The sequence below is a fragment of the Eubacterium sp. An3 genome (genome assembly GCF_002159465.1).
GTDB lineage: Bacteria > Bacillota > Clostridia > Lachnospirales > Lachnospiraceae > Anaerobutyricum > Anaerobutyricum stercoris.
The window spans coordinates 1-13017 of the sequence record NZ_NFIR01000049.1 but is presented as its reverse complement, the minus strand read 5'-3'; the positions used below and the strand labels follow the sequence as shown (position 1 = coordinate 13017).

General features: G+C 42.0%; 15 protein-coding genes. 14 read left to right on the top strand and 1 reads right to left on the bottom strand.

The genetic code is table 11. From position 1 onward, the window contains the following. Positions 1-287: 287 nt before the first annotated feature. From B5F87_RS19230 to B5F87_RS19175, 12 genes are all read left to right on the top strand, one after another. Positions 288-836 carry a hypothetical protein gene (locus tag B5F87_RS19230; protein ID WP_087284036.1) on the top strand — a complete coding sequence of 183 codons (549 nt, stop codon included), beginning with the start codon at positions 288-290 and terminating at the stop codon, positions 834-836. 308 nt (positions 837-1144) lie between these two features. Then, complete coding sequence (locus tag B5F87_RS19225) at positions 1145-1756, top strand: hypothetical protein (protein WP_087284033.1); 612 nt, start codon at positions 1145-1147, stop codon at positions 1754-1756. Between the two features lie 179 nt (positions 1757-1935). Then, positions 1936-2643 carry a DUF4406 domain-containing protein gene (locus B5F87_RS21525; protein WP_242964588.1) on the top strand — a complete coding sequence of 236 codons (708 nt, stop codon included), beginning with the start codon at positions 1936-1938 and terminating at the stop codon, positions 2641-2643. A 15-nt stretch (positions 2644-2658) separates the two neighbouring features. After that, positions 2659-3105: a DUF6877 family protein gene (locus B5F87_RS19215; RefSeq protein WP_087284030.1), complete on the top strand. Its 447-nt coding sequence runs from the start codon at positions 2659-2661 to the stop codon at positions 3103-3105. A gap of 183 nt (positions 3106-3288) precedes the next feature. Further along, positions 3289-4653 (top strand): hypothetical protein, encoded by a 1365-nt coding sequence (locus B5F87_RS19210; protein WP_087284026.1) that lies wholly within the window; start codon positions 3289-3291, stop codon positions 4651-4653. Between the two features lie 36 nt (positions 4654-4689). Next, on the top strand, positions 4690-6945 hold the full coding sequence (locus B5F87_RS19205; protein ID WP_087284023.1) for a hypothetical protein: 2256 nt from the start codon (positions 4690-4692) through the stop codon (positions 6943-6945). 160 nt (positions 6946-7105) lie between these two features. After that, positions 7106-7351 (top strand): hypothetical protein, encoded by a 246-nt coding sequence (locus B5F87_RS19200; RefSeq protein WP_087284020.1) that lies wholly within the window; start codon positions 7106-7108, stop codon positions 7349-7351. Positions 7352-7372: 21 nt separating this feature from the next. After that, positions 7373-7768, top strand: coding sequence for a hypothetical protein (locus B5F87_RS19195; RefSeq protein WP_087284017.1), 396 nt, complete (start codon positions 7373-7375; stop codon positions 7766-7768). Further along, positions 7755-8390: a hypothetical protein gene (locus tag B5F87_RS19190; protein WP_204246101.1), complete on the top strand. Its 636-nt coding sequence runs from the start codon at positions 7755-7757 to the stop codon at positions 8388-8390. The genes B5F87_RS19195 and B5F87_RS19190 overlap by 14 nt, the downstream gene beginning before the upstream one ends. Further along, on the top strand, positions 8387-8971 hold the full coding sequence (locus B5F87_RS19185; RefSeq protein ID WP_087284015.1) for a hypothetical protein: 585 nt from the start codon (positions 8387-8389) through the stop codon (positions 8969-8971). Before B5F87_RS19190 ends, B5F87_RS19185 begins: the two co-directional genes overlap by 4 nt. A 513-nt stretch (positions 8972-9484) precedes the next feature. Then, a complete protein-coding gene (locus tag B5F87_RS19180; RefSeq protein WP_087284013.1) occupies positions 9485-9679 on the top strand; it encodes a hypothetical protein in 195 nt (64 codons plus the stop codon). A 193-nt stretch (positions 9680-9872) separates the two neighbouring features. After that, complete coding sequence (locus tag B5F87_RS19175) at positions 9873-10337, top strand: hypothetical protein (RefSeq protein ID WP_087284010.1); 465 nt, start codon at positions 9873-9875, stop codon at positions 10335-10337. 38 nt (positions 10338-10375) lie between these two features. On the opposite strand, the gene B5F87_RS19170 is transcribed toward B5F87_RS19175, so the two are convergent. Then, on the bottom strand, positions 10376-10735 hold the full coding sequence (locus tag B5F87_RS19170) for a hypothetical protein (RefSeq protein WP_087284007.1): 360 nt from the start codon (positions 10733-10735) through the stop codon (positions 10376-10378). A 243-nt stretch (positions 10736-10978) separates the two neighbouring features. Here B5F87_RS19170 and B5F87_RS19165 point away from each other — a divergent pair, with 243 nt between their 5' ends. Further along, a complete protein-coding gene (locus B5F87_RS19165) occupies positions 10979-11368 on the top strand; it encodes a BlaI/MecI/CopY family transcriptional regulator (RefSeq protein ID WP_087284006.1) in 390 nt (129 codons plus the stop codon). Between the two features lie 262 nt (positions 11369-11630). Beyond that, positions 11631-12833 carry an RNA-guided endonuclease TnpB family protein gene (locus tag B5F87_RS19160; RefSeq protein ID WP_087284004.1) on the top strand — a complete coding sequence of 401 codons (1203 nt, stop codon included), beginning with the start codon at positions 11631-11633 and terminating at the stop codon, positions 12831-12833. Positions 12834-13017: the final 184 nt, after the last annotated feature.

Genomic DNA, 13017 nt, shown 5'->3' with positions numbered 1-13017 from the left:
CATGTGATGGGACGGGACCACCAGGCGGCGGTCAATATAAGGAATGAGGGGGTGCGTATTTATATAGCTGCACATTCCCATGTGGCGTAGCCTCCGGAGACGGACGGACGATAACCGCAAAAAGAACCGGTGGTTCACCGGGGATAGCCTGTCGAACTACGGGGCGCATGGTCGCAGTCATGCCATAATATGTCACCCGGTCAAGCAGGAATAAAAGAAGATCCCCGACCTGGCTCCGCCAGGGAAGGTTTCGGAAGCTCGGTAACTTGTTGCCGAGTAGTTCACGAATGAGCGTTAAAACAAAAGTTTATCTGTTGGGACATGTGACTGTGCCAAAGTTGTTGGATTTTTTAAAGGATTACCAGCCAGTTTCGGATGTGTGTCATACACAACATGAAATGCTGCCAGAAGCGATCCAATCAGTCTACCATAAATACGATGATGAAAAATGGTACGCTGATTATGGCTTTATATCCTTTAATATGCCGAATGGTGTAAGGAGACATCTATTTTACTCTTATAGTAATGTGATTTTCTGCAACAATGCGGGATGTTATTATCCTCCCGAGGCAAGAGAAATTGTTGAATCCGAAACAACGGATTTATCTTTGGAATGTGATGAAGCGGCAATCCAGATCATGAAGGAGATTGTTTCATATTTTGGGGGTTGGATTAAGGAAAATGACAGTGATGATAAAAAGCCGTTTTACTTTATCCCAGGCACCCGGACAAAGGATAAAGAGACCAGGAAGTTTCTGCCAGGTGATATCATCCAGCATTTCAAACGGGAGTTACATTCCAAAGGACAGAAATTCCTCATGAATGAAAATGCCTAAAAAAAATATCCGCTCCGGCGGGTATTTTTTTTACAAAAAATTTGAATCACAAGCACATTGGTGAATTACCTCAAACGACTGGTGTCGCATGGCACATCTGCTCCTGGGTGATGACTTGGATTGGTCCAGTCGTCGGCTTTTTCCCGTCAAAGGCATATGGGTATTCTTTCCGCAGGATGTTCCCGACTCCATTCAGGTCTGCGTTCCATTCCGTTCCATCCCAGAACGGTTTAAAAATAATTTTCCTTTTTGCTTTCTAAATTAGGTCTGACTTAAAAAACAAATCAAAAAAACAAGGAGGAATAGTTATGGGACAAAGATCACAGATTTATATCAGAGTGCAGGAAGGGGATAAATACCATCTGATAGCTAGGTATTTCGGATGGAATTTTGCAGAGCGTATGATCAGCCGCTGCCGGCACACACTGAAATGGATCACGGATTACCGTGATCCGGGGTACAAAATGTTTAATCCCGATACTATAACAAAATTAAGCCGTATTGTAGAGGTTAATTTTGATATGTGTGATATCGTATTGAGTCAGGATATCATTCAAGAATATTACGATCTCAATTTCAATGAAGATTATCCAGACATTCAGGATTATGTGTTTTATGACCAGCATAATAATGATGGGCGGTTACTGATCGATGTACCGGAATCGGGTCCAATAAAGTATGCCTTTTTGGATGATAAATTCCATGAAGACCATGTTATGGATGCTGCACGATATATGGAGTGGGACTGTAAAGATTGGAAAAATTCGGAATATATCGATGATAAACAAAAGGAATTATGTAGAAACAATATCAAAGAAATCAGCCGTCTGGCACAGCTGATGACAAAAGAGGAAATTATTGAATTTATTTCCTGTGATTATGTTTCTTATTGTCCAAAAGAAAGGGATGATATTATATGATTCAGACGATGATACGTTTTATTTTTATTTCTTTTCTTTTTATCCTTATGTTAGGTGTTATCTTCATTGTAATGACCATGTTGCTTTTGGAGATACAAAAGCAGAATGCATAAAAGATGCCCGAAGATATTGTCAGAAAGAGCATTAATTTTTTTTTAAATTTACAAGGAGGATTCACAATGAAAGAATTAAAAAAGTTATTAGAGAAAGCTGAAGAACTGGGCTGGAGTTATGACGTCTGTGAAGAAGATGATGGAAATTATGTTGAGTTGGGCAAATGTTCTCCAGCGGGTGAAGATTTTCACATGGATATCTGTTTTGGGAAAGAAATCCCAGCTACCGACTTCATGGATAATCTGGCTAACCATGGATTTGACCCAGATGAACATGTGGAAATGTATATTAAGTTACGCGGGAAGAATGGGGTTCCAAGCTCGGTCAGGAAACTGATCCAAGACGCAGAAGCTATCGAAGACATGATCAACGAGCTGTATGAGGAATGCTGGAAAATTTATGCTGATATTCCAGAGGAAAAAATCAGCAAAGAAGTGAGATGTGTATATGTCTGCTCCCCGCTGCGCGGAGATTTGATAGGGAATATGGAAAAAGCGAGGGAATATTGCCGGGATATCGTTAAGAAATACCCTGGTACCATTCCTTTTGCCCCGCATATCTACTGCACCCAGTTTTTGAATGACGATATCCCGGAAGAGCGGGAGATGGGTATTCATATCGGCAACAAGATTTTACAGTCTTGGTGCGATGAACTGTGGGTGTTTGGTGTGCGAAGCATACAAGATGCCAGTGCAGGAATGCGGGAAGAGATTGCCATAGCAAGGGAAAACAGTATCCCAGTAAAAATGGGGGAAGACATGTTGAAAAGATAAGAAAGAGGGTAAAAAATGGAACTTAAAATTGATGATATTGACTTAAAAAAAATTCCGGAAGAAATTGTATCCAAAATAACAAAAAATATTTCCGGATGGATGCTTGCTGGCGGAAACACAGAAGATCCGTACATACAGGAACAGCTCCAAACGTTAAAGTATTATGGGATGGCAGATAAAAAATGTGGTCCATATGGAGCTTATCCTAGAGAGGTAGAAACACTGTTCGATATTCCTCTTTTTGCATTTACAGATTGGACTGAGATTGAGACAGGGGTTTTACAGCTTTACAACGTCGAGTTTCCATTCCCGTCAATGAAAAAATACAATGGTTCAGATGTGAGCATTGATATGGATGGGGAACTGATCATATATGATGAAGAAGGCGAAGACATCTGGAAAGGATATGCCTGTGAAATACCGGAATTCATGAAATCTGTACAGGAGACCTTCAAAAAATAATGAATATAAATATGAGGAATGTAGGTATAGGAAAAGGCGGGATACTCCCGCCTTTTCTCGTTATGGCATAGAAAAGGAAGCGGTGATGATAACTAGAAAGCGGAAGTGAGTTCTGTTTTTTTTATTCGTTCGTTTTTTACATATTGACAACATAAAAGTATTTCAAATAAAGGAGGATTTAAAATGAATTTAAAACAAAAGATCATGAAAAAGGATGCACTGGCAAGCCTTCTTCAGTCATCACCGGATGCCTTGAAAGAGTTTGAAAGAGTTTACCAACAACAGAAAGAAGAGAAAGAGGATTTCTTTCAGTTAAATGCCAAAGATGTGTCTAAAATCCATGAAGGCGTTATCGAACCGTCCGCCCTTACGGAACGCATCGTATCGGAACTGATCCATGATACATCAATATGGGCTTTTGACGGAAAAAATGTTTCTGTAAATGATGCCATAGCAGAGAAGAGCATGGATCCAGTCACACTGGAAGAAATAAAAATGCTTCCGCCGGAACAGAGGCCGCAATTGACCGGCACACTGGGAAAGGTAGATATGAACAAGAAATCTCATGTTGTCCTTTTACTTTTATGGAAAAAATATAAAAAAGCGAAAGGTAAATTGAAACAGGATCTTTATCATTATTTCCGACAGGGGTTGGAAATCCTGGATCTTGATCCGATCACATGGGATATCATCGGGCGTAACCCAGCCACGATGGGTCATTGGCTGCCACAGATTACAGAAGCGGCCCTCCAAGGAGGTTTCTTTAAGATACCGAAAACGACCATCATTAAAGTCCCGCTACCGCTCTTACAGCTGACAAGGATCGAGTATGGCGAATTGACACGGGCTACCCTTGATATTGTGGATGAATACTGCCGGCGGGTCTTCTCCCTGGATGAAACCAAAGAGTATTTCATCAAAAACGGGGTCTATTCTTCTAAATATGATTTCCAAAATGCCCACGTGAAAGGTGCGAAGGAAGTGCGGGAGTTAGGGGAGTACCTGCTTTTTATCCATCATCAGGCATGCATGATGGCATCTCCGCTCAATAATGTCTGCATCTATGGGCCAGGAACGACGAATGAATGGGTTGTCCGGGAATTTATCCCTGATGTAGAAGATAATCCGTGCATTTACCATGGGCTGCCACTGCATACGGAATACCGTATCTTTGTCGATTTTGACACCAAAGAAATCCTCGGTTTTAACCCGTACTGGGATCCGGATGTGATGAAAAAACGGTTTGGACATGAGAGGGATGCGGATGAACCGGATAAAGTACATGACTATGTGATCTATCGGATGCATGAAGAAACACTCATGCGGCGGTATGAGGAGAACAAGGAACTTGTGCTTTCCCATATCAAAGATCTGGTCCAGGATACTGAAGGCTTATACGGGCAGTGGAGTATCGACATCATGCAGAATGGAAATGATTTCTATTTGATCGATATGGCTCCGGCAGCAGAGTCGGCGTTAAACCACTGCATTCCGAAAGGAAAATTAAAAAAGCCGGAAGAAGATTACTGGATCACACAGGATTACTGATGTAATGATATATTTCAAAAGAAGGAGGAAGATAACATGTCATTACAAGTCATTGGGAAAGCAACTATTGATATGGAAAAGTTCAGGGCTTTCCGAAAAGAGGAAAGAGAAAAGGCAAAAGATCAAAAGTGTTGGCCAGCGGCACTGTGGAAAGATTACTTTTATGAGCATCAGGATCTATTCCGGTTCGCAGAGGCCGGCTATTCTAATTTTTATGGGGGACTGAACTATAGCCCAGCTGATAGTTTCGACCAAAAAGTGGAAGCTGCCGTGCAGTATATGGAAACCATGGGACTTACGTGGGAGCTGATGTTTACCAACGAGATCATCACGATCCTGCGGTTTGGCTCATTGGAATTCGGGATACCATCTTCACTGGTAAAATGTCAGCCGTACACTGACCTTGACCAGTATACTGTGGCAGATTTGCGGCTGCGCCTGGGCACGGAAAAGCAGGGGCTGCATACTTTAGTCCCTGCTGGTGATGTAACGAGAGCTAAGATTTCAGAAGAAATGGAATCCATACAGGAGGATATCCAACAGAAAATGGATGAGATCCAGACTCTGAAAGAAGAGCAGCGGCAGGAGATCGAAAGGATAAAACGAGAGGTCATGGCAAAGTACCAAGCCCAGTTCGACCTGATCGAAAAAAAGAAAGCGAAACTAGAGGAGACAAAAGCAAGATTGGAGACACAGCTTTTCGTATTGGACACCGAACTGTATGCCATTCGCTGCTTTATAGGCGAAGTCATTACCTTCGTGCCGCTGCGGTCTGGAAAACATTCCAATAGGGAAACACCGGTCATCCTTTACCAGAAGCTCCGCTATTTGGATGAAGAGATGGGAAAATACCTTGCGATTTATGGTTTTGACGGGAATGATACCTCTCTGTTTGAGGATGCCCTGCGCTATCGGGATGACCTTTTTGATCTGTTTGCGCCGCCGGAAAAATCCATCACATTGGTGCGCGTATCACGGAATCAGATCCAATATGGCGATCACCCGGTCATCGCCAATATGCTCAAAGCCTATGAAACCTATCATGGGTCTCAGGTGGGCATATTACTCCGTGACGGGGAAAACCTGTGGATAGGGTGGACAGATATGGAACGGATCCATATCAAAGAAGATATCTTCTTGAAACCGCAGTCGGGTATTGCAACGCCAGATGATACGGGACTTCCTTCGACAAAAGAAGAAATAGCCAGTCGATATTTTGTATTTTCCATCTTGCAGGGAGTAATATCACATGGCAAGCTGATCCAGCTGCCGGATGGATGCAGTATCTTTAAAGGGAGTCCTTATATTTGCTTATCCATGGCAGACGGATGGCTCGAAGATAACCGCTTTGGCACCTTTTCCGATATCGTAGCACGAACAAATCAGCCAATGCAGGTGGGGGATACGGTATTGACCACCTTGCATATCACCCGCGATGATGTTTATGGAATATATAGTTCCCGCCCGACATATAACAAAGCCTGGCACAATAACCGTGGCCGGGGAGATAAGAACCGTACCCATGATGCGGAAATTCCCGATAAAGAAATTCTCCCGGTTAATTATGTAGAAAAAAAAGAAGAATATAGTATCCTGTATGACCAGTATCGTTGTCTGGTAAAGAGGGTGCCAATGGATAAAGAAGGATACTATACTTATGAAACAAAACGGACGAATGAAAGAATTGGGTGTGCATCAGAACGGATCACGTTGTGGGATGGCTATTATGAAGGGAGAAAGGATGATAGATATGATCTCCGTGGATTCACGGACGATGAGATCTATAAATGGTATCTGGATTTTAACCAGCTTATTTCAGGTCCTGATTCCGAAAAAAATTATATTGACGCGAACAAAGAAACTGGATATTACGAAGTCCCAAAGGGGATCCGGAAAGAAAAAACAACCCTTCATTATTATCTGTCAGCGGAAAAATCGTACAGTAATGCTAGGGCGAATTTAGAGATTATGGAAGGAGAATACCTGAACCTCACTTATTTGAATTCCGTATACATCCTGTACGCGATTCAAAACCGGAAGATTGGCGGATGGACGATTGGCAGACAAGCAATGGATTACGCAAACAGTATCGTATATTTGAACATCGCTTTGGAATATCTTCGAGAACGGGAGAAAAAGGAAGCAGAGATGCTTTCAAAATATATGGACCTGTATCCGGACTGGCAGGTCGATTTGTCTGAATGGCGATTAAAACACCAATACCATCGACTCACTGACGCCAGGGCAAAAAAATTTGCAAAATACATACAAAAAGAAAGGAGCGGGGAATGATTCCCCGCTCTGTTTTTCAGTAATGTTTTCTTGTCATCATATCCTACTGATTTTCGAAGAAGATTTCCTCGCGTTGCAGGGAAGAAAACGTATTCCCGTAAAAAATGTTATCCTTTTTTCAGTCATATTAAAACTAATATGAAAGGGGATGAATAATGCAATGAGTGAAAAAGAAAGAAAAAACCTAAAGCAGATCCTACGAAACTATAACCGGATGGACAGACAAACAAGACGGCGGCTGAATGCCATGGGTATACAAGTTGCTGATTCAAAAAATCATTACCATTTAGTATATAATGGAAAACATTATATCATAGCAAAGACCCCATCCGATCACCGGGCGGGGATGAATGTGGCAGCGATCATATGCCGGGATGCGGCAAGAGAATCTGCATGTGTAAGGTGAACATAAGGAGGAGATGTCCACATGAGAAGAGTATATTGTGTGACAATGCCAAATGGGATACAGTACGGAATCCCTGCCGGATATATCGCGCATCTTTACGCAAAATTTTATGAAGAAACAGGTGAGGATTATTCCGATAATTACAAAACCATGCTGCGCTGGTTTGATACCAATAATTTTGAGTTTGAAGATTGGGCAAAAAATAATTTGGATTGGACCGATGTCAAAGACTATGCTTTTGTACTCCCGCCTGAGAAGATCTTAACCTGTGATTATGAGGATGGCTGGGTCAATGGGGATGCGAAACTCCTTCATGAAATTCCTCCGTCCGCTGTGCATGCGTATGAGCAGGTTGAAAAATATATGGCTGCTGCCAATATACAGATAGAGGAAGGAGATGCCCATGACAAAAACTGAAATTACGCGGAATTTATCTCTTGCGTTGGAAAAGTACATTGACCCGCATGAGGATCCTCGTGTCTACTGGGCAAAAGAGGTTAGTTTTGACTGTGCGACAAGCCATAAGATCCGTGTAGATTATATGCAGTTTAAACCCATGAATAACAGTGTTTCAGGTATAGAGAAAGGGGACTTCTATTGTTATGAGATTAAGTCTTCCGTAGAAGACTTCCAGTCGAAACATGGTCATAATTTCATCGGGGACTTCAATTATTATGTGATGTTGGAAAATATATACGAAAAAGTAAAGAAAGATATTCCATATGAGATAGGGGTTCTTATCCCAGATAACGAAGATCCGTTTTGTCAGCACCATTTAAAATGTATTAAAAAACCCCGGCGCCAGATCCGTACTCGTCCGGTATCTGAGATGTTGCTCATGATGTTTCGGTCAGCGAAAAGAGAATATCGCAAAGAAATAACGAAAAAAGACAGTAAACAGATCCCACGTTTGGCGTTGGATACGGGGAATAAGACACATCCATATATGTGTCCTTCCTGTAAGCACACGCTGGAAATTGGATATAAACACTGTATATTCTGCGGACAAAAATTACGATATGAGGAGGCGATTCTGTGAAAAGACTTTATTGTGTAACTATGCCGGATGGAGTTCAGTATGGTATTCCGGCGGAATATATTGCTCATCTTTATGCAAAATGTCCTGGTTCGTCTTCAGTAGAGGGAGATGGGTACTTGAAAATGTTGGATTGTTTTGACACAAATAATCCTATGTTCAAAGATTGGTGTAGAAATCATCTGCATTGGTCCGATGTTAAAGATTATGCTATTGTCATATCATCGGAAGCTCAGATATCCTCTGAAGATGAGTACGAATATGGTTGGACAGATGGCGGCAAACAATATCTGCACACAATATCTTCTTCCGATACACAAGTTTATGAGCAGATAAAAGGAAAAGTAAAAGCTATCGAAGAATACGAATGGAAACGGCTTTTCCTTGGAAGATCCCGGCTTGATTTTTTTATTTTTGTGATATCCACAATGACGGCAATGATGTGTCTCACAGTAAAACTTGAATTGGGCATATTGGCTATAATTCTCCATATGATTTGTGGATGTATTGCTTTGACAATGATTGCTCTTGCAATAATAAATATGACACGTTTTACCCGCCTTAAAAATCATGGCAGAATTTAAGTAAATGCAGCCATTAATATCTTGAATCGTGGGTTAAAGGCTGTTTCACAGTCATGACCATATAGAACTATTGAAATACACACCCTGGTATGGCAACTCACCAGGACAACTGTCCTCTAACTGGCAGGCGAGCCTGCTGTATCTGGATAAGCTTACTCGCCGATCCATTCGTAGGTTCGGCTATGTAAGCTCCCGACACCGTCGGGAGTAGTTGACTCATGCGAAATTGACGGAAAAACAGGAAAGGAAAGTGCGGGCGATCCTGGTCAATCAGATCATCCCGTTTGTCAGAAAAAATTTCTGTTTTGCAAAATGCTGATCATGTATGCATCCCTGCAATCCCAAAAGTGATGGCGGGGATGTATTATTTTTTGCGCTCCAAGCTGGGAGGAAGCTTTTTGAAGCATACTCTGGCTTACGCGGGCAATCGTGGAAAGGGCTTAATTTTTTCTGTTTTTATGTTTCCATATTAAGCTTGTAATAGAAAATCAACACAAAAGGGAGGATAAAGATATGAAACTTTGGAGTTTACATAACGAATCTCAAATGATGTACGCCGTGGCATACGGTGACACTCTACAGGATGCAATAGAACGTACTTGCAGAGAGATAAATGAGAATAATCGGTCAGAATATACAGCCCCGGAAAACTGGGACGGGGAAGAATTTAATGAAAATAAATACGGCGGAGTTATATTGTTTACATAAAATAGAGGGGCCAAACCATTTATGGAGGTTCCTTTTGCATTCTCTTTGGTATCCAACTATCAGAGTCCCCGAAACACTTGGCTCGCTTTGGGGAGCCGGGTAAAAATAGGTATTAGCGTATTTTATGAGAAAAAATTATTTCCTTTTTTGTAGATTATTTCTGAGATAAAAAACAAAATTAAGGAGGATTAAGATGAAAGTAAGAATAAACCAGATCAAAAAGATGGATTTCTCGGAAGGCCAATGCTTCTTACAGAAGAATGGGTACTATTTGGAGGATGTTTATCCAGCGTCATTTTTTGGCGATTCTGAACAACGTTTTTGTTTTCTCTTGGAAGAGAAGCAAGATAAGGACTGGGTTTGCGTTGATAAAATTGTATATGATCAAATTGATACAGAGAAAGGAGAATGGAAACGATTAAAGAGTAAGAAGCACTTCAGTGTCATGAGGACATGCCCTATGTGTGACAAAGAACATGTCTTATGGGTGGAAGGTGCACGAAGGATTAATCAGATGGAAAAATATGTTTCATATGGAGGTCTAATACAGGAAAAACTTTCTCTATTTTCAAAATGGGAACGAGAATTCGTAAAGGCGGGGTATTGCCAAAAATGCCAGGAGAAACTGTTTTCATATCCAGAAGAGGAAGAGGATTAAGTACGAATAAAAAGGCGGGCGATCCGCCTTTTTTATTATTATTCTTTCTTTTTGATTTTTTGCAGCAGCTCGTACTCTGAGTCGCGGACCAGATGAAGCGTTTCACATTTGACCGTTCCATTTTCAAAGAAGAATCCCCAGCGGTCTCCCACTTCTTCTCCGCAAAAATAAATATAGGAACCATCTTTCACATATGTTCGAATTTTATGGAAAAATGCCATCATGTCGTCAGGATAAAAGTTCGAACTCGAATCCCAGTGTATTTCTGTTACTTTTCCATTGGGACTCAATTCACACTCCCAACCGTTTTCATCCAGAAAATCCAAAGAGATTTCCGCGGACAATCTCTCGCAATCGATCACCATGTTATCTTCTACGACTTTAGCTGAGTATCCCATTTTGTATCCTCCTTCATTTTGTTTTTTGTTCATCAACAATATGAGGGATTTGTAAGATTTTTTTTGAATCTGTGCTATTGTTTGGAAAAATAAAAATAAAACATATTAATGATATAATCACAAAAAAATAAAGGAGTGATACCATGCGTAAAAATATATCTGGTGGGACATATAAGCAGAAGACAACCTCCCTATAAAATGATATAATGATTCAAAAATAATGCTTACAGAGAAAGGAGACAAATGAATACAAAATTGACAAAAAGCGAAAAAGAAGTGATGGAGCTTCTTTGGGAAAAGGAGGAACCATTAACAGCTTCAGAGATTGTTAAATTCTCTGCTCAAAAAGATTGGAAACCAAGTTACATCCACATCATGATTAATTCTCTGCTGGATAAAGGCGTTATCGTGACTCATAACTTTAAAAAGACAACAAAAAATTATGCCCGGGCGTTCATACCGTCTCTGACGAAAGATCAGTGGATTGTCGCTTCTATCCGGGAAAATTATCCAACAAAAAAAGATGTGCTACGTTTATTCACGACCTTAATTGAGGAAGAGAAGGATCCAGACGTCCTTGACTACTACGCCGAACAGTTAAACCAAAGGAGAAGAACACTTAAATTTTCGTGAGGAATTTTTTATGAGTAAAACAGAGAAAGAGAAAAAGAATATAAGGTATTTAAGAATCGGCGGCGGGAATTCTCGGTTACTTGTATCCGAGATGAAAGCCGCCACCTTCATGTAGCACCTGCGGATACCGGGCTATATGTAGCAGAAAAATACCGGTTTTATGTTTGCAAACACTAGAAATTGTTGTATACTATCTATATAGAGAACAAACATTCGACATTGCATTGAGCGGCAAAAGAACTGCCAGCTATAGGAGGAGATCATGGGAGCGAAACGTTGCAGCGGACAAAGGAATAAAGGGAAAGCATCCACTGTGGAACAGCTGGCATACCGTTTCCAGGGGTTCCCTACAAGAACACAGGAGCATATCCTGAACCAGTTCATCGGATCCGTACGTTTCTTGTGGAACCGTATGCTCGGTGACTGGATCGAGTCTTATAAGGAGAAAGGGAAATCAGATCCGATCAGGACACCGGCTTCTTATAAACAAGAGCCGGGTCTGGAATGGTTAAAGGACATGGATTCCCTTGCCCTTTGTAACGTCCAGCAAAACTTCGAGCGGGCCGTCTCGGAGTTTTTCTCCGGCGAAAAAGGATTTCTGCGCTTCAAGAAAAAGCACGCCTGCAAAGATTCCTATACGACGAACCTCTCCAACAAAGAGAACCCAAACCTCTTTCTGGAGGGGTGCATGCTGAAACTCCCGAAGGTGAAGGAGCCTGTCGTCCTCCGTCTGCACCGGGAGGTCGCACCCGGCGGTATCCTGAAAAACTGCACAGTCACAAGGGGACCGGATGGCAGGTGGTACTTTTCCCTGGTGTATGAATACCCAAGGAAGGACGTTCCGAAAAAGGCGGAAGGAAAGACGCCAGACAAGATACGGAGCATCGGGCTGGATATGTCCCTCCCGGAGTTGTTTGTCGATTCCAATGGGAATGTCCCAAATTACCCAAAGCCATACCGCAGGCTGCAGAAGAAGATCGCAAGGGAACAACGCCGGTTATCCCGCATGGAGAAGGACTCCAGTAATTACAACAAACAACTGCATAAGATCGCCCGGCTGCATGCGAAAGCCAAGCATCAGCGGGAAGATTTCTTACATAAATTGTCTTACAACCTTGTCCATGACTACGATATCATCTGCATCGAGGACCTTGACATGGCAGCGATGAAAAAAGCCCTCTCTTTTGGGAAGTCTGTCAGTGATAACGGATGGGGCGGGTTTGTCAGGATGCTGCAATATAAAGCGGAACGCTATGGCTGCATCATCATAAAAATAGACAAGTGGTTTGCATCCAGTAAGACATGTTCTTCCTGCGGCTATAAACATAGTGAGCTGAAGCTGTCTGACCGTACCTATATATGCCCGAAGTGTGGGCACGTCATGGGGCGGGACCATCAGGCAGCCATCAATATACGGAATGAGGGGATGTGTATTTATACAGAAACACACCCCCTTGCGGCGTAGCCTCCGGAAACGGACGGACGATAACCGCGAAAAGAACCGGTGGTTCACCGGGGATAGCCTGTCGGACTACGGGGTGCATGGTTGCAGTCATGCCATAATATGTCACCCGGTCAAGCAGGAATAAAAGAAGATTCCGGATCTACCCTCCGGGGCAGAGACGGTTTCAGAAGCTCGGTAACTTGTT